General features: G+C 64.0%; 16 protein-coding genes. 13 read left to right on the top strand and 3 right to left on the bottom strand.

Going from position 1 to position 16,795, the window contains the following annotated elements; genetic code table 11:
• Positions 1 to 89: 89 nt before the first annotated feature.
• The 3 genes from P2869_RS20090 to P2869_RS20100 all read right to left on the bottom strand — a co-directional run bounded on the left by P2869_RS20090 (position 90) and on the right by P2869_RS20100 (position 3,590).
• On the bottom strand, positions 90 to 899 hold the full coding sequence (locus tag P2869_RS20090; RefSeq protein WP_277599315.1) for an NAD(P)-dependent oxidoreductase: 810 nt from the start codon (positions 897 to 899) through the stop codon (positions 90 to 92).
• Positions 900 to 970: 71 nt separating this feature from the next.
• Positions 971 to 1,708, bottom strand: a complete 738-nt coding sequence (locus P2869_RS20095) for an FCD domain-containing protein (RefSeq protein ID WP_017773573.1) — start codon at positions 1,706 to 1,708, stop codon at positions 971 to 973.
• A gap of 142 nt (positions 1,709 to 1,850) precedes the next feature.
• Positions 1,851 to 3,590 (bottom strand): IlvD/Edd family dehydratase, encoded by a 1,740-nt coding sequence (locus P2869_RS20100; protein ID WP_199542189.1) that lies wholly within the window; start codon positions 3,588 to 3,590, stop codon positions 1,851 to 1,853.
• Positions 3,591 to 3,721: 131 nt separating this feature from the next.
• On the opposite strand from P2869_RS20100, the gene P2869_RS20105 reads away from it, so the two are divergent.
• From P2869_RS20105 to P2869_RS20165, 13 genes are all read left to right on the top strand, one after another.
• A complete protein-coding gene (locus P2869_RS20105) occupies positions 3,722 to 4,723 on the top strand; it encodes a D-glycerate dehydrogenase (protein WP_277599316.1) in 1,002 nt (333 codons plus the stop codon).
• 98 nt (positions 4,724 to 4,821) lie between these two features.
• Complete coding sequence (locus P2869_RS20110) at positions 4,822 to 6,108, top strand: MFS transporter (protein WP_277599317.1); 1,287 nt, start codon at positions 4,822 to 4,824, stop codon at positions 6,106 to 6,108.
• 68 nt (positions 6,109 to 6,176) lie between these two features.
• Positions 6,177 to 6,962: an SDR family oxidoreductase gene (locus P2869_RS20115; protein ID WP_277599318.1), complete on the top strand. Its 786-nt coding sequence runs from the start codon at positions 6,177 to 6,179 to the stop codon at positions 6,960 to 6,962.
• A 50-nt stretch (positions 6,963 to 7,012) separates the two neighbouring features.
• Positions 7,013 to 7,720, top strand: a complete 708-nt coding sequence (locus tag P2869_RS20120; protein WP_277599319.1) for a ribonuclease activity regulator RraA — start codon at positions 7,013 to 7,015, stop codon at positions 7,718 to 7,720.
• 385 nt (positions 7,721 to 8,105) lie between these two features.
• Positions 8,106 to 9,524: an MFS transporter gene (locus tag P2869_RS20125; protein ID WP_277599320.1), complete on the top strand. Its 1,419-nt coding sequence runs from the start codon at positions 8,106 to 8,108 to the stop codon at positions 9,522 to 9,524.
• Between the two features lie 68 nt (positions 9,525 to 9,592).
• Positions 9,593 to 10,405, top strand: a complete 813-nt coding sequence (locus P2869_RS20130) for an N-acyl homoserine lactonase family protein (RefSeq protein ID WP_126875910.1) — start codon at positions 9,593 to 9,595, stop codon at positions 10,403 to 10,405.
• Positions 10,406 to 11,203 carry an SDR family oxidoreductase gene (locus P2869_RS20135; protein WP_277599321.1) on the top strand — a complete coding sequence of 266 codons (798 nt, stop codon included), beginning with the start codon at positions 10,406 to 10,408 and terminating at the stop codon, positions 11,201 to 11,203.
• Between the two features lies 1 nt (position 11,204).
• Positions 11,205 to 12,572: an MmgE/PrpD family protein gene (locus P2869_RS20140; RefSeq protein ID WP_277599322.1), complete on the top strand. Its 1,368-nt coding sequence runs from the start codon at positions 11,205 to 11,207 to the stop codon at positions 12,570 to 12,572.
• 37 nt (positions 12,573 to 12,609) lie between these two features.
• Complete coding sequence (locus P2869_RS20145; RefSeq protein ID WP_277599323.1) at positions 12,610 to 13,545, top strand: NAD(P)-dependent oxidoreductase; 936 nt, start codon at positions 12,610 to 12,612, stop codon at positions 13,543 to 13,545.
• A 23-nt stretch (positions 13,546 to 13,568) separates the two neighbouring features.
• Entirely contained in the window at positions 13,569 to 13,895 is a 327-nt protein-coding gene (locus P2869_RS20150) for an NIPSNAP family protein (protein WP_017773584.1), read from the top strand.
• Positions 13,896 to 13,907: 12 nt separating this feature from the next.
• A complete protein-coding gene (locus tag P2869_RS20155) occupies positions 13,908 to 14,795 on the top strand; it encodes an NAD(P)-dependent oxidoreductase (RefSeq protein WP_277599324.1) in 888 nt (295 codons plus the stop codon).
• Positions 14,796 to 14,820: 25 nt separating this feature from the next.
• Entirely contained in the window at positions 14,821 to 16,251 is a 1,431-nt protein-coding gene (locus P2869_RS20160) for an aldehyde dehydrogenase family protein (protein ID WP_277599325.1), read from the top strand.
• Positions 16,252 to 16,366: 115 nt separating this feature from the next.
• The gene (locus P2869_RS20165; protein ID WP_017773587.1) at positions 16,367 to 16,771 is read left to right on the top strand and encodes a carboxymuconolactone decarboxylase family protein; all 405 of its coding nucleotides are present in this window, start codon (positions 16,367 to 16,369) and stop codon (positions 16,769 to 16,771) included.
• The last annotated feature ends 24 nt before the right edge of the window (positions 16,772 to 16,795 follow it).

The raw sequence follows: 16,795 nt of genomic DNA on the forward strand, positions 1-16,795 counted from the left end.
TATGCGCCCATCGTTCCGGTTCGTTCCACCCGTGGGCATCGCGGCGCGGCGGCGCAGTATGCGCCCTGTGCTGCGATGCCTACGGATGGTCAGTCGATAGCCTCGAGTTTTCCGGCGAATTCGGCGAGACAGCCGAAACCGCCGTGAAACAAGGCCTCGCGTTCGTCTTCGTGCGTGCCCGAGGCGAGGATCGCAGCGGCATAGCGTTCGGCATCGTCCTGCGGCTCGTAGCCGAGAAAGCGCACGTTCGCGTTGTCCCAGCGGTTGCGAGCATTGTTGGACACGCCGTAAGCGACGATGAAGTGATACGCCGGATAGTCGATCGCGCGACGCACGAGTTGGACCATGTCGCGATGACTGATCCAGGTGTAGAGATGGCGGGGCGCCGTGGGTCGGTCGTCCGGACGGAACGACCCGATGCGCAGGCAGGCCACCGAGAGCCCGTACTTGTCCGCGTACAGCCGCCCAACCGCTTCGCCGAATACTTTCGACACGCCATATCGGCTATCGGGACGCGGCATGACTTCATCGTCGATCATCCGGTCGCGGCGGTGAAAGCCCACAGCGTGATTGGAACTTGCAAAGATCACGCGCTTGACGCCCGCCATACGCGCTGCTTCGAACACGTTGTAGCAGCCTTCGATGTTCATGCGGCGAATGTTGTCCCACGTGTCTTCGTCGGGAATGCCGGCAAGGTGGACCACACAGTCGATTCCTTCCATTGCCTGCCTGAGTTGCGCGGGGTCCGTGATATCGGCCGTCACGATTTCTTCGCCCGGTTCCGCGGGGGCTTGCGGCGCGATGTCGGCCAGCCTGATTAGCGGGTATGAGCCCTTCAGTCCGCGTCGCAAAGCCCGGCCGATGTGGCCGGCCGCGCCGGTTATCAAGATTCGGTTCATTTCAGTTCTCCTGAGTAAAGCGCCATTGCCGGGAGCAAGAAAGCCGCCCGGCGTTGGAGCCTGCTACGGGTCTACTGGTCGATGTTCGCGCCCGCCGTGGTGCCTGCGCGGCGGTGATACGCATCGAGATAAGCATCGCGGGCCGGAACCAGGTGGTCGCGGCAGAGTTCGACGAGTCTGCCCTGATCGTTGCCGGCCAGCGCCTTCAGCATTTCGTGGTGTTCGCTGCGGGCCTTTTCGAGATAGTGCGGAAAGAGCAGCGACGCCGAGCGGATGGCATGCGTACGGCGCTCGTATTCGCGAATGGCTTCGGTCAGTGCCTGGTTGTCGGACAGTGCGAACAGCGCGCGGTGAAAAGCCATGTTCGAGCGGAACACGCCGCGCAGGTCGCCGGTCTGCGCGGCGGCGTCGTGCGTCTGCTGGATTTCGACCAGTTCCGCGAGTTGTTCCGGCGGCACCGGCAGCTTGATACGTGAAGCCGCGCTGGTTTCCAGAATTTCCCGCACCGAGTACAACTCCATCACCTCGCGCGGCGTGTACGACTTCACGAGCGCACCTACGTTCTTGCGCCGCTCGACGAGGCCGCGCTGCTCGAGTTCCGCGAGCACGAGCCGCGTGACGTGACGCTTGATCACGAAGCGTTCGCACAGATCGTCTTCCACAAGGCGTTCGCGCGGATGCAGCGCGCCCAGCACGATTTCCTCTTCGAGCGTATCGGCAACGCGTGCCACGGTGAGGTCGATGTCGCGGTCGCGCGCCGCGGGGCGCTGCAACGCGGGGCTGGGCAGGTCGGGAGAGGCGTTTTTCATATCGACGGGGAAAGGAACGTAACCCGGGTTACCTCGAAGGAGGCCAGCAGTATATAGACAATTCTGCCTGCAAATCCTCGTGCGCGACGCACCTCGCGGCCAGTTGCGGGCGATGCGGGAAAGCACCTGTCTCATCTCGCGGTCAACCACGCGGGCGCGGAACCTTGACGGTCATTTCCGTCGCCGCGAGAAAGTCGAAGTCGCACCCCTTGTCGGCCTGCGTGATCGACGAGAGGAACAGCTTGCGATAACCGCGCTCCTGCGACGCCGCCGCATACGGCGGCTGCTCCGCGGCACGCCGCCGAAGCTCTTCGTCGCTGACGAGCACGTCGATCGAGCGATTCGCAACGCTCAGGCGAATGCGGTCCCCGCTGCGCACGAGTGCGAGCGGCCCGCCGATTGCGGACTCGGGCGTCACGTGCAGCACGATGGTGCCCGCCGCGGTGCCGCTCATGCGGCCGTCCGAGATGCGCACCATGTCTTTCACACCCAGCGTGGCGAGCTTCTTCGGAATCGGGATATAGCCGGCTTCGGGCATACCCGGCGCGCCGATAGGCCCGATGTTCTTGAGAACGAGCACGTCGTCTGCCTCGACGTCGAGTTCGGGATCGTCGATGCGGCGCGCCAGGTCTTCTGCGTTTTCGAACACGACGGCGCGTGCTTCGTGCTCCATCAACTCGCGATTCGCTGCGGACTGCTTGATGATTGCGCCTCCCGGAGCGAGGTTGCCGCGCAGCACCGCCACGCCGCCCTGCGGAAAGATCGGTTGATCGAGCGGGCGCACCACGTCCTGCGGGAAGCTTGCTGGCGCGGCGTCGAGTTCTTCGCCGAGCGTGCGGCCCGTCACCGTCAACGTGTCGAGGTGCAGCAATGGTCGCAGTTCACGCAGCACAGTAGTGAGACCGCCGGCCTTGTGCAGATCTTCCATGTAGTGTTTGCCGGAAGGCTTCAGATCAACGAGCACGGGCGTCTCGCGCGCCATGCGGTCCATTTCGTTCAGGTCGATCTCCACGCCAAGCCGCCCGGCGATGGCGGTGAGATGAATGATGCCGTTAGTCGAGCCGCCAATCGCGAGCAGTACGCGCAGCGCGTTTTCAAACGCTTCGGGCGTCAGGATGCGTTCGGGCGTGAGCTTCTGTTCGATCATCGCGACCGCCGTTGCGCCCGTGCGTTCGGCAATGCGGATGCGATCGGCCGTTACCGCCGGCGCGCTCGCGCCGCCCGGCAGCATGATGCCTAGCGCTTCGGCGATGCAGGCCATCGTGCTTGCCGTACCCATGACCGAGCAGGTGCCCACGGTTGCGACAAGCTGGCTGTTCACCTCGTCGATTTCATGTGCGTCGATTTCCTGCCCGCGAAAACTGGCCCAGAAGCGCCGGCAGTCGGTGCATGCGCCTACGCGTTGGCCGCGATGCGAGCCGGTCAGCATCGCACCCGTGACGAGCTGGATGGCCGGCACGCCGGCCACGGCCGCACCCATCAACTGGGCGGGCACGGTCTTGTCGCAACCGCCGATCAGCACGATCGCATCCATGGGCTGCGCGCGGATCATCTCTTCCGTGTCCATCGACATCAGATTGCGCAGATACATGCTCGTGGGGTGCGAAAAGCTCTCGCCTATCGAGATGGTCGGGAAATCGACAGGTAGCCCGCCCGCCAGCATCACGCCTCGTTTCACGGCCTCGATCAATTGCGGCGCGTTGCCGTGGCACGGGTTGTAACCGCTGCCCGTGTTCGCGATGCCGACGATGGGGCGCGAAAGCGCGTCGTCGGTATAGCCCGCGCCCTTGATGAAGGCCTTGCGCAGAAACAGCGAGAAGCCTTCGTCGCCGTAGTTCGTCAGCCCTTTCCTCAGTCCCTGCTTCTCTGATTTCTTGTCCATAATGTCATCGATAGGATTATCAATAATTCTTGACGACAATCTTATCCACTTTTATAGTGGGCCGCAAGTCAACGTGCTGGCCAACGTGCTGGCGTGTGGCGCCACCGTGCGCAGCGAGCCTGGAGAGTCATGTGAAGAAGCATGTGGTGCTGTACAGGAAGGTGCCCGAAGACGTCCTGCAAAGCCTGCGTCGAGAGTTCGACGTGACGGCCTTCGACGACGTCGACGACGCCAACCGCACGCGATTCGTCGAGGCGCTGGGCAGCGCGCACGGCATCATGGGCAACACGCTCAAGATCGGGGCGGCGCTGGTGGAGGCGGCCCCGCGGCTGGAAGTGGCCTCGACCATCTCCGCCGGCTACGACGCTTTCGACGTGGCCGCACTCACGCAGCGCGGCATCGTGCTCATCAACACGCCGGACGAAGTCACCGAAACCACCGCAGACCTCGTGTTTGCGCTGCTGCTGGCAAGCGCGCGACGGGTAGTGGAACTGGCGAACTGGGCGTCGAGCGGGGCGTGGCGCGCTCAGGTGGAAGAACGCTATTTCGGCGTGGACGTTCATGGCCGCACGCTTGGCATCGTCGGTCTGGGACGTATCGGCGAGGCTGTGGCGCGCCGGGCCGCGCTGGGTTTCGGCATGCGTGTTCTCTATACGAAGCGAACGCCGCATCCGGTCGCCGAGTCGGCTTATGGCGCGCAACGCCGGACGCTGGACGCGCTTCTTGCCGAATCCGACTTTGTTTGCCTCATGGTGCCGCTTTCGCCCGAGACGCATCACCTCATCGGTGAGCGCGAGCTTGGCTTGATGAAACGGGATGCAATCCTGATCAATGGTTCGCGTGGACTCGTAGTGGACGAGCCGGCGCTTGTCGCTGCGCTGCAGAACGGCACGATCCGCGGCGCGGGGCTCGACGTATTCGAGCGCGAACCGCTGCCTGCCGGCTCACCGCTCTACACGCTTCCCAACGTCGTCGCACTTCCGCACATTGGCTCGGCGACTCATGCAACACGCGCGGCCATGGCGCGGCAGGCGGCGCGCAATCTGATTGCGGCGCTCGCGGGACAGCCCGTGGCAACGACCGTCAACCCGGAGGCGCTCGAGGTTCGGCGTGCGCGTACTCCGGCCGCTTGAGCCGTTCGGCGTTTAGTGCGGGTATGAAGCGTGGCGCGTTTTTCGAGTCTGTCAGATTGCTTTAATTATTCAGTAAACCAAATTAAATGGAGACGCAGATGCGCGGCAGGTATCGATTCACCGTGGCGGGCTTGCTGTTCGCCGCCGGCATGATCAATTACATGGATCGCGCGGCGCTTGGTGTTGTCGCGCCCGTCATCAGCAAGGAACTGAGTCTTTCCCCGTCGCAACTCGGCGTGATATTCAGCAGCTTCTTCGTAGGCTATTCGATCTTTTCATTCGTCGGCGGGCATCTGGCTGACCGGTTCGGGCCGACGCGCGTCTTTTCGTGGGCGATGGGCGTGTGGTCGCTGCTCTGCGGCCTCACGGCCGCTGCCACCGGTTTCGCCTCGATGTTCGTCCTGCGGTCGCTGTTCGGCTTCGGCGAAGGCCCCATGAACTCCACCACGAATCGCGCCATCACGAACTGGTTCCCGCGCGACGAGACTGCAACGATGATCGGCTTCACGTTTTCGGGGCAGACCTTCGGCAATGCGCTGGCCGGGCCACTGGTTGGGCTCGCGGCCGTCGCGTTCGGCTGGCGTGTTTCGTTTGTGGTGGTCGCCGTGCTTGGCTTCGTGTGGATTGCTGTCTGGCGGCTTTGGGTGACCGACACGCCAGCACAGAATCGCCATGTGGGTGATCAGGAACGCGAACTGATCGAACGCAGCCGCAAGACCGTGCAGGCACACGAAGCAAGCGAAGAAGGGATGGCGCTGCGCGCGTATCTGCTGCGTCCGAGCACGCTTGCGCTGGGCGTGGGTCTTTTTGCCGTCAACTACACGTTGTTCATTTTCATTTCGTGGCTGCCCAGCTACTTCACGAGCGCGCTTCATCTGAACCTCACGCAGATGAGCCTGATGACCGCCATTCCCTGGGCGTGCGGCGCCATCGGCTACTTTGGCGGCGGTCTTGCTGCCGACCTGTTGTTCAAGCGCATGGCGAACAAGCTGCTCGCGCGCAAGCTCGCAGCCGTCGTGCCGCTGGCCTTGTCGGGACTCGCGATGCTGGCGGTCAGTTTCGTCACCTCGACCGCGCCGGCCGTATCGCTGGTCGCACTCGCCGTGCTGTTCCTGACTGCTTCATCGCAAGCCGTATGGGCGGTGGTTCACGAACTCGTGCCCGGCACGCATCTTGGCGCGGTCAGTGGCTTCGTCCATCTGATCGCCAACATCTCGGGCATTGTCGGGCCCACGCTCACCGGGATCGCGGTGGAACATTTCGGCGGCTACAGCAGTGGATTCGCGTTGGGCGCGACGATCGACCTGATCGGCGTACTGGCGATGACGTTCGTGGTGCGCAGCCGCGGCGGCATGCGTCCCGTGACGTCAGGCGCTGCGATGTAAAGGGCGCGCGGAAAGACACGCCGTGCGCATGAGTGAAGGTCTGGCGGCCAGGCGGCCGGGAGAATGAAATGGATCTGGGTTTGCGTAACAAGACCGCGCTGGTGCTGGGCGGCGGCGGTGGATTGGGTCGGGCAATTGCGCTGTCGCTCGCGCACGAGGGAGCGAACGTCGTGCTCGCGGATGTCGACGAAGCCGCGCTGAAGCGCTCGGCGCAAGAAGTCGAGGCCGCCGGGGCTCGCACGCTCTCGCTGCAGTGGGACCTTGGCGACCTGGCCGCGATCGAGCGGCACGTTGCGACGATCGAAGCGGAATTCGGCGGAGTGGACGTGCTCGTCAACAACACGGGCGGGCCTCCGCCAACGCCGGCTTCGGGGCAGCCCGCCGAGGCGTGGCAAAAGTATTTCGGCTCGATGGTGCTGTCCGTCATCGCGATTACCGACCGCGTGCTGCCCGGCATGCGTGCCCGCAAATGGGGGCGCGTGATTACGAGCGCCTCTTCCGGCGTGGTCGCGCCCATTCCGAATCTTGCGATGTCGAACGCGCTGCGCCTCTCGCTCGTCGGCTGGTCGAAAACGCTGGCGCGCGAGGTCGCGCGCGACGGCATAACGGCCAACATCGTGGTGCCCGGGCGTGTGGCGACGGACCGCATCCGCCTTCTCGACGAAGCGAAAGCCGGGCGCGAAGGGCGAACCGTCGAGGCCGTGGCCGCCGAGAGCACGTCGTCTATTCCCGTTGGCCGCTACGGCGAGCCGAAAGAGTATGCGGACGTCGTCACGTTCCTCGCAAGCGAGCGGGCCTCGTACATGACGGGCGGCGTCATTCGCGTGGACGGTGGGCTCATTGCCGGCATCTGAAATGCCGATTCGTTCGATATCCAAAGTGTTGTGGAGAAGGAGAGCGTTTCATGTCAGTGGATCAGAAAATTCTTGATGCGTTGTCGGGCGTGACCACCGCGACGCTGACCACGTTGCTCCTGAAAAAGGGGCTGCGCAACGTATGGATTCGCGGCGCCATGCCGATTCGGGCCGGGCAGCCGCGTGTTGTCGGTCGAGCATTCACGTTGCGTTTCGTGCCGGCGCGCGAGGACCTCGCCACGCCCGAATCGTGGTCGTCGCCGCGTTCGACTCGCGCGGCCATCGAGGCCATGCCGTCGGGCTGCGTGGCAGTGGTCGATGCGATGGGCGTAACCGACGCCGGCATATTCGGCGACATTCTCTGTGCGCGCATGCAAAAGCGCGGTGTGGCGGGGCTGGTGACCGATGGTGTGGTGCGCGACGTGGCAGGCGTACTCGGCACGGGTTTGCCGGTGTGGAGCCGCGGCGTTGCTGCGCCGCCTTCCGTCGCGGGGCTGACTTTCGTGGGCTGGCAGGAGCCTGTTGCCTGCGGCGGCGTAGCGGTGTTCCCGGACGACCTGATTGTGATCGATACGGACGGCGCAGTCGTGGTCCCCGCAGCGTTCGTCGACGATATGGTTGCCGCAGCGCCCGAACAGGAGCGGCTGGAAGGCTGGATCATGCAGCAGGTGGACGCAGGGGCTGCGCTGCCCGGCCTTTATCCGCCGAACGAGGAGAACAAGGCGCGGTATGAGGCCTGGAAGCGCGGAGGCCACTGAAAGAGGGCTGATTCACGACGAAGCGGCTCGTCATTCGAGGCTGCACTGGCCCACACAGGGCTTTCACCAGAGATTGCCGGCGGCGTCTTGTACGCCGGCATTGCCGACACGCTGCGCAGCAGCACGGCGTTCATCGCCGCCTTCCCTTGCCGGCGCGCGCGGCCGCGCCGGTCTTTCACCGAACTTTCTCCAATCGCACCCGTTGCACGGCAGGCCTTGCCGCGTTGCGCCGCAACCATTGACTTGTGCGATCGTTCGCTGCTCGGCCACCTCTTATATTCTTGACGGATTGTATGACAAGAATATAATCGCTCCCATGCTTGCGCTCGGCGGTCTGTCATTGCCTGCGTACGGCGCCATGACCATAACGAACCGGAGACAGCAAATGTACGGTGATGCAAGTGTCGGAGCACGCCTGGATGGGCTGCCGCTCTCGCGTTTCCATTGGCGTCTGCTCGGGCTGATCGCCGCCGGCATGTATTTCGATTCGTTCGACATCTACATTGCGGGCACCGTGCTCGCCGCGATGATTCACAGCGGCGAATCGACACTCCGCCTGAACGCCACCTTCGTTTCGGTCACGTTCATCGGCATGATGACGGGCGCGTGGCTCTCCGGCTGGCTGGGTGACCGCTTCGGCCGACGCTTCTGCTACCAGTTCAACCTGGGCATCTACGGATTTGCATCCATTGCCGCCGCGCTTGCGCCTTCCATCTACTGGCTGATCGCATTCCGTCTCGTGATGGGAATCGGGATGGGCGCGGAGATCGTGGTTGGCTACGGCACGCTCAGCGAGTTCATTCCGGCGTCATGGCGTGGGCGCTTCGGCACGATCCTCAATCTCATCATCAACACGTCGCTGTTTCTCTCGACGTTGCTCGGCTGGCTGATCGTGCCGCATTATGGTTGGCGATGGATGTTCGCCATCGCGGGCTGTGGCGCGCTCGTGGTCTGGTTTCTTCGCAAGTCGATGCCCGAATCGCCGCGCTGGCTGACAACGCACGGGCGTGCCGAAGAGGCGCAGCGGATCGTGGAACGCATCGAGGCCGAGTGCGGTGCGTCGTCTGGGCACGCAGCAACGCACGCGGCAGCAACGGCCACGGCAATCGTCACGGTCTCTCACGAGAGCCGCATGGGTGACTTGTTCTCGCGCCGGTTGCTCGCGCGAACCGTCACCGCCGTTGTGGTTCTCGTCGCGCTGTTCGTCGTGAACTATGCGTTCGTGAGCTGGATTCCAACGTTCCTCGTCAAGCAGGGGCATAGTGTTTCGAGTTCGCTCGGGCTCACCGCCGTGATGTTCGCGGGCGGTCCCATCGGTTCGCTGATCGCCTTCTGTCTTGCCGAACGGCTTGGCCGCAAATGGGGCATTGTGCTGTTTTCACTCGTGTGCGCGGGCTTCGGCGTAGCGTATCCGTACGCGCAGTCGGCAACGGCGATTGCGGCACTCGGCTTTGCCATCACGGCGTGCATCTACGTGCTGTCGTCGTTTAGCGTTGCCACCTACGTGCCAGAGCTGTTTCCAACCGCATTGCGACTGCGTGGTTCGGGCCTTGCCAACACGGCGGGCCGCGCGGTCAGCATCTTCGTGCCGTTCGCGGTGGCGGGTGCATTCACGCACTTCGGCATTGGCGGCGTGCTGGCGCTCATTGTCGGAACGCTGCTGACGCAGGCACTGATCGTCGGTCTGCTCGGCACTGAAACGCGACGGCGCTCGCTGGAGTCGATTGCAGCGGATGTTGCCGGTCCCACGAGCGAGACGGAAATGACGGATAGGCCGGGCGGCGCGCCGGCGGCCATCGAATGACGCCTCGCGACAACGCGAGCAACGACCTGAGCAGTGGCACCCATCAACAACAGAAGGACGGACGAGACATGGAATCACCGGGCGAGAACTACCGCATCTACGCAGTCAAGTACGCGCATTTCGAACGCCGTTCACGCGATAACTTCATTGGCGGCGATTCTCATGACGTGCCCATGCCGCTCGACTATTTCGTGTGGGCAGTGGTGGGCGCGCAACGCACGTTCATCGTGGATACCGGGTTCGATCAGGCGATGGCCGACAAGCGCGGGCGCACCATCACGAACCCCGTGGAGCACGGCCTCGCGAAGATCGGCATTCGTGCAGACGAGGTGGAAGATGTCGTGATCACGCACATGCATTACGACCATGCCGGCAATCATGGGCTGTTTCCGCGTGCGCGCTATCACGTGCAGGACCGCGAAATGGCCTACTGCACGGGCCGCTGCATGTGCCACCATGCGCTGAGCCATCCGTTCGAACCGGAGGACGTGAAGTCGATGGTGGGGCGCCTTTTCGCTGGGCGCGTGAAGTTCCACGACGGTAGCGCGGAACTCGCGCCAGGCCTCACCGTGCACTGGGTTGGCGGGCATACGAACGGCCTGCAGATCGTGCGCGTGCAAACGGCTCGCGGCTGGGTGGTGCTCGCATCCGACGCTTCGCATTTCTACGCGAACATGCAGGAGGAGCGGCCGTTTCCCGTCGTCTACAACGTAGGCGACATGATCGAAGGCTACGAGACCGCGCATCGCCTTGCCAGTTCGCCGGATCATGTGATTCCGGGCCACGATCCCGCAGTGCTCGCGCGCTATCCGGCACATGATGCCGAAACGGAAGGCTGGATCGTGCGGCTCGATCTCGCACCTCGTGTTGAGGGGCAATAGATGGCACAACCAGGCATGTTGCGCGGCAAGGGCGCGCTTGTCACCGGATCGTCGAACGGTCTCGGGCTCGCAATAGCGAAGGCGCTTGCGGGCGCCGGCTGCGATGTCGTGCTGCACGGTCTGGAAGCACCGGGGGACGTGGCGCTCACGGTGTCCCGTATCGCGTCCGAATTCGGCGTGGAATGCCGTTACGTACAGGCCGACCTCGCGAATACGTCGGGCGTGGATGCGTTGATCGACACAGCGACGCGGCAATTGCGCTCGCTCGACGTGCTCGTGAACAATGCCGTGGTCCGCCATTTCGCGCCGCTCGACGCTTTTCCGATAGAGCGATGGAACGCCGCGCTCGCGGTGAATCTGACCGCGGCTTTCCGGGCAATCCAGCTGGTGCTGCCGCGCATGCGCGAGCGCGGCTGGGGGCGCATTCTCAACATGACCTCCGTGTACGGCACGCGCGCCGTCGCGAACCGCGTCGACTACGTGACGACGAAGACAGCGTTGCTCGGGCTCACGCGCTCGGTGGCGATCGAGACCGTGGGCCAGGGCATCACCTGCAATGCGCTTTGTCCGGGCTCCGTACTCACGCCGAATATCGATGAACGCATTCGTGAACTGATGGAGGCGCATGAGCTGGATCGCGGCGACGCGGTGCGCGAGTTTCTGAAGGGCAAGCAGCCGGGCGGCGAACTGATCGATGCGGCGCACGTCGGCGAACTGGCCGTATTCCTGTGCGGGCCCGCAGGAAGCCAGATCACCGGCGCGTTGATGCCTATCGAAGGAGGCTGGCTTGCAGGCTGATATGAATGCAACCCGGCCTTCACACGAGGTTGCCGTGACGCAGGCGCTGTCCCGTGTCGTCAGTACGGCGCAGTGGGGCGACATTCCGCGCGAGGTGCGTCACGAAGCGAAGCGCGCGCTCGTCAACTACTTCGCCGTGGCACTCGCGGGCGCGCGCGATCCGATGATCGATAAGGCGGTTGGCGTCTATGGGCGCTTTAGTGCCGGCAGTTACGCGACGATCATCGGCCGCGATGAGTGCATGGACATGCTGAATGCCGCGGCGCTGAATGCGATGAGCGCGAACGTATTCGACTTCGACGACACGCATATCCCCACGATCATCCATCCCACGGCGCCAATTGCCGCTGCGCTGTTCGCGCTGGCAGAGTGCCGCCCTATGTCTGGGGAGGCCTTGCTGCTTGCGTTCGTGATGGGTGTCGAGGTGGCGTGCCGTATTGGCAATGCTGTGTCGCCGGAGCATTACCAGCGTGGCTGGCACATCACATCGACATGCTGCGTGTTCGGCGCGGCTGCCGCCGTTGCGCGGGCGCTCGAACTCGACGCAATGCAGACCGGTTGGGCGTTGGGTCATGCGTCAGGCCAGGCGGGCGGACTCGTGGAAACGCTCGGCACGATGTCGAAGAGTGTCAGCGTGGGGAATGCGGCGCGTAACGGCATGCTCTCTGCACTGCTCGCAAAGGAGCGGCTTGCCGGCCCCGACGCGCCGTTGGAAGGCCAACGCGGATTTCTCGCCGTGGCATGCACGCGCGCCGAGACACGCCGTATTACCGAAGGGCTCGGGCGTGAATGGGCGCTGCTGTCGAACACCTACAAGCCGTACCCGTGTGGTGTCGTGCTGAATCCGGTGATCGACGCGTGTCTTGACTTGTGCCGCGATGCCCGTTGGACGCTGGATGAGATTGAACGGGTGGAGATCGTGGGCCATCCGCTGCTGCGCGAGCGTACCGATCGGCCCCATGTGCGCACGGGCCGCGAATCACAGGTCAGCGCGCAACATGCCGTCGCGGTCGCGCTAGCGCGTGGCAGGGCGGGACTCGCGGAATTCAGCGACAACGCGGTCAGCGATCCCGTATTGCGCGCGTTGGGTAACCGGCTGCGCTTTATCGACGATCCCGCGTGGCCCGTCGAGGCCGCGCAGGTGACGCTTGTGTTTCGGTCTGGGAAGCGCGTGACGCATCGCGTGCTGAACGCACGCGGCAGCCTGGCTGCGCCGCTCGCGGACGTGGAACTGTCCGACAAGCTTTATGAGTTGGCAGCGTACGGTGGCTCCGGCGTCGCAGCACAACCGCTCCTCGATCTGCTCTGGAAACTCGACACCGCGCCCGACGCCGCAGCGCCGATGCGCACCGCGCGGACGGTGCCGTGATGCAACCGCTTTTCACTATTCACGTATAAGGATGGACATGACGAATGGTCCTAAGGATGGCCAAGCAAACGGCGAGCGAAAACCTGGCGTGCTGGGTTTCGTCGGGGTGGGCACGATGGGGCGCCCCATGGCGCGGCGCCTGATCGAAGCGGGACACGACCTGATCGTCTACGACCGCGACGAAGCGGCTGTTGAAGCGCTGGCCGGCATGGGTGCGCGCACGGCGCAGTCGGTGCGCGAGGTGGCGGACAAGGCGCGCATCGTCTTCACGAGCTTGCCCACACCCGCGGTCTTCCGGCAAGTGGCCATTGGCGACGACGGGCTTGCGGGCGGCGACGCGCTGAAGATTCTTGTCGACCTCTCGACCGTCGGCTCGCGCGTCGAAAAGGAAGTGGCGCAGGTGCTGCTCGCGCGCGGGATCGAGACAGTGGATGCGCCGGTCAGCGGCGGTGCAGCAGGCGCCAGCAAGGGCTCGCTCGCGATCATGGCGGCCGGCGCGCCGGCGCCGCTCGACGCTGTGCGTCCGTTGTTCGACGTGCTCGGCAAGGTCTTCGTGGTGGGCAGCGTGCCCGGCCAGGGACAGTTGTTGAAGCTGTTGAACAACATGCTGTCCACCACCGCGTTTGCGATCACGTCGGAAGCCTACGTTGCCGGTATTCGCGGCGGGCTCGATCCCGAAGTGATGATGGCGGTCATCAATGCAGGCAGCGGCAAGAACGGCGCGACGCTCGACAAGTTTCCGAAGCACGTGCTGCCTGCCACATTCGATTTCGGCTTTCCGGTTGGCAGCGTGTGCAAGGACATCGGGCTCGCTGTAGAGGAATGCCAGGCGCTTGGCGTGCCGATGCGGGTGGGTAGCGCCGCACGCCAGGTCTGGAATGACGCGGCGATGCAGGACGGCGCCGCACGCGACATGACGGAACTCGTCAGATATGTCGAGCGCTGGTCGTCTGCCAGCGGCCTCGACGATTGAACAGCACATCACAGGAGAAACAGATGATTGTTGAAATGCGTATCTACCATTGCGCGCCGACGCGCCTTCCCGCACTGCTCGAGCGCTTCTCGACCACGACGCTCGGCTTTTTCGAGAAGTACGGCATCCGGCAGATCGGCTTCTGGACCACGCTGATCGGACCGGACAACCACGCGCTCACCTACATGCTGGAGTGGGAAAGTCTCGCGGAGCGCGAGCAGAAGTGGAACGCGTTCCAGACCGACCCGGAGTGGATCGCAAAGCGCGCGGAGACGGAGGCGGTGCGGCCCATCGTCGAGCGTATCGAAAACCACTTTCTCGTGCCGACGGCTTTTTCGGCGCTGGCATAGGAGTTGGACATCATGAGTCAAACCAGACGCATCGGCTTCATCGGCCTCGGCATGATGGGCGCGCCAATGGTGCAGTGCCTCGCCCATGCGGGTTTCGAGCTGTTCGTCGACGACGCCGATGCAGCGCGCGCCGAAGCCATCGTCAGCCAAACCGGCGCGCAACGCCTGAGCGCCGCGAACGCAGGATCGCTCGATGTGCTCATCACGATGCTGCCGAACTCGGCGATTGTCGAACGCGTGCTGCTCGGGGACGGCGCGGACGGCTGGATCAGCCGTCTGCGTGCCGGCGCGGTCGTGATCGATATGAGTTCGTCGGAACCGGAACGCTCGCGCAAGCTCGGCGCGGTGATCGAGGAGCGCGGCCTCGCGTATCTGGATGCACCGGTTTCGGGCGGTGTGAAGAAGGCGAAGGAGGGCACCCTCGCAATCCTCGTGGGCGGCGGAGAAGACGTGTTCGCGAACTGCCGGCCCGTGCTGGAGGCGATGGGCAAGAGCCTGCTGCACATTGGCGGCGCGGGCGCGGGCCACGCGGCGAAGGCGCTGAACAACTACGTGTCGGCAGCCGGACTTGCCGCAACCGTGGAAGCCCTGCACATCGCGCAGCGTTTCGGTATCGAGCCCGCTGTCATGACGGACGTGCTGAACGCCTCGTCGGGCCGCAGCAATACGTCGGAAAACAAGGTGAAGCAGTTCATGTTGAGCGGCACCTTCGCATCAGGCTTTGCGCTGCAGCTGATGACGAAGGACCTGAAGATTGCGCGCGCACTCGCGCAATCCGTGGGGTATCCCATGACGCTCGGCGATACCTGCGTCGCCCTGTGGGACGAAGCTGCGCAACGCTCGGCGCCTGCAACCGACCACACGGAAATGTATCGGCTGCTGCCCGTGAGCAGTTCCTGAGCCGGCGCGGCCACTCGGAGTTTTCATGTCACACACTGCACAGTTCTACATTGACGGGCGCTGGACGGAACCGGCCTCGCCGCGCTGGATGGACGTGGTCGATCCAGCCACCGAAACGGCGTTCGAGCGGCTCGCGCTCGGCAACGCGCAAGACGTGGACCGCGCGGTTGCGGCCGCACGCGGCGCGTTCGCGACGTGGTCGGCATCGAGCGTCACAGCACGCGTCGCATTGTTGAAGCGGGTACTCGAGATTTACGAACGGCGCTATGACGAATTCGCCGAGCTGATGCGACGCGAAATGGGCGCGCCCATCACGTTTGCGCGCAACGGCCAGGCCGCCCGCGGCCCCGCGCATCTGAACACGCTGATCGAAGTGCTGGAGCGCTTCGAATTCGAGGAGCAACGCGGCAACACGCGCGTCGTGCTGGAGCCGATCGGCGTGTGCGGCCTCATCACGCCTTGGAACTGGCCGGTGAACCAGATCGTCGTGAAGATCGCGCCCGCGCTGGCAGCCGGCTGCACGATGGTGCTGAAGCCGAGCGAGTATTCGCCGCTCAGCGCGCTGTTGTTTGCCGAAGTGCTCGACGAGTCTCAGGTTCCGGCCGGCGTGTTCAATCTCGTGAACGGCGACGGCCCTGGCGTAGGCGAGGCGATTGCGGCGCACCCGGGCATCGACATGGTGTCGTTCACCGGTTCCACGCGCGCGGGCGTGCTGGTCGCCCAGGCGGCGGCGCCCACAGTGAAGCGCGTCGCGCAGGAATTGGGCGGCAAGTCGGCGAACGTTCTGTTGGACGACGTCGATCTGGAAGCGGCGGTGACACGCGGCGTCGCCGCATGCTTCACGAACTCGGGCCAGTCGTGCTCGATCCCGACGCGAATGCTCGTGCCTCGTCATCTGATGACCGACGCAGCACAGATCGCGAAGCGCGCGGCGCAAGCGTACCGTGTCGGCGCGACCGAAGACCCCGCAACGCAACTCGGCCCGCTCGTGAACCGCAACCAGTTCGAACGTGTGCAGATGCTGATCCAGAAAGGTATCGACGAAGGCGCGCGGCTCGTAACCGGCGGCACAGGGCGACCGGCGGGAATTGATAAGGGTTACTACGTGAAGCCGACCGTGTTCGCCGACGTCACGCCCGATATGACGATTGCGCGGGAAGAGATCTTCGGCCCGGTACTTTCGATGATGGCCTACGAGACTGAAGCGGACGCCATCGCCATGGCCAACGGCACCGATTACGGGCTTGCCGCATACGTGCAGTCCGGCAGTGTCGAGCGGGCCCGCAAGGTGGGGCGCGCGCTGCGCGCGGGCGGCGTGCATCTGAACTATCCGCCAGCGGACTTCCATGCGCCTTTCGGCGGCTATAAGCGATCGGGCAATGGCCGCGAGTGGGGCGAAGCGGGACTGCGCGAGTATCTGGAAACGAAGGCGCTGGTGGGCTACGGCGGCACGTAAGCCGTGCACCGGACGTGCGCCAAAAAATTTTGTTCGTTTTGATTGTATGACAAACATTCAATCATTCCGTCATGCAATGACGATGCTGAATGGAACGAAACCGGGAGATCGCAAGATGGGCAATGAACGCTTCGACGAACGCTTTGAAAGGGGCTTCGAAAACCGCAAGGAAGTGCTGGGGGCCGCGCACGTGGAGAAGTCGTGGGCCAACGCAGACGACTTCAACCGCCCAATGCAGAAGTTCGTCACCGAGAGTTGCTGGGGCGATATCTGGGGCGACAAGACTCTACCGTTCAAGACGCGCAGCATGCTGAACCTCGCGATGCTTACCGCGATGAGCCAGCATCACGAACTCTCGGTGCATGTGAGAGGGGCGCTGCGCAATGGCGTAACGAAGGAAGAGATTCGCGCAGTGCTGATGCAGGCCGCGATTTATTGCGGCGTGCCGCTTGCCCTCGCCGCGTTTCGCGTTGCGAGCGACGCGATCAAGGCCTATGAGGCGGAGACCTCGGCGGTCTGACCGACCATGAGACACCGCGGCACG

This window comes from Paraburkholderia sp. SUR17, assembly GCF_029536165.1.
Taxonomy (GTDB): Bacteria; Pseudomonadota; Gammaproteobacteria; order Burkholderiales; family Burkholderiaceae; genus Paraburkholderia; species Paraburkholderia kururiensis.

Coding starts and splice junctions, on each gene's coding strand:
- P2869_RS20115 (WP_277599318.1), top strand. CDS start 6,177: ATGGATCTGGGTTTGCGTAACAAGACCGCGCTGGTGCTGGGCGGCGGC.
- P2869_RS20110 (WP_277599317.1), top strand. CDS start 4,822: ATGCGCGGCAGGTATCGATTCACCGTGGCGGGCTTGCTGTTCGCCGCC.
- P2869_RS20150 (WP_017773584.1), top strand. CDS start 13,569: ATGATTGTTGAAATGCGTATCTACCATTGCGCGCCGACGCGCCTTCCC.
- P2869_RS20165 (WP_017773587.1), top strand. CDS start 16,367: ATGGGCAATGAACGCTTCGACGAACGCTTTGAAAGGGGCTTCGAAAAC.
- P2869_RS20140 (WP_277599322.1), top strand. CDS start 11,205: ATGAATGCAACCCGGCCTTCACACGAGGTTGCCGTGACGCAGGCGCTG.
- P2869_RS20120 (WP_277599319.1), top strand. CDS start 7,013: ATGTCAGTGGATCAGAAAATTCTTGATGCGTTGTCGGGCGTGACCACC.
- P2869_RS20090 (WP_277599315.1), bottom strand. CDS start 899: ATGAACCGAATCTTGATAACCGGCGCGGCCGGCCACATCGGCCGGGCT.
- P2869_RS20135 (WP_277599321.1), top strand. CDS start 10,406: ATGGCACAACCAGGCATGTTGCGCGGCAAGGGCGCGCTTGTCACCGGA.
- P2869_RS20160 (WP_277599325.1), top strand. CDS start 14,821: ATGTCACACACTGCACAGTTCTACATTGACGGGCGCTGGACGGAACCG.
- P2869_RS20095 (WP_017773573.1), bottom strand. CDS start 1,708: ATGAAAAACGCCTCTCCCGACCTGCCCAGCCCCGCGTTGCAGCGCCCC.
- P2869_RS20130 (WP_126875910.1), top strand. CDS start 9,593: ATGGAATCACCGGGCGAGAACTACCGCATCTACGCAGTCAAGTACGCG.
- P2869_RS20125 (WP_277599320.1), top strand. CDS start 8,106: ATGTACGGTGATGCAAGTGTCGGAGCACGCCTGGATGGGCTGCCGCTC.
- P2869_RS20155 (WP_277599324.1), top strand. CDS start 13,908: ATGAGTCAAACCAGACGCATCGGCTTCATCGGCCTCGGCATGATGGGC.
- P2869_RS20145 (WP_277599323.1), top strand. CDS start 12,610: ATGACGAATGGTCCTAAGGATGGCCAAGCAAACGGCGAGCGAAAACCT.
- P2869_RS20100 (WP_199542189.1), bottom strand. CDS start 3,590: ATGGACAAGAAATCAGAGAAGCAGGGACTGAGGAAAGGGCTGACGAAC.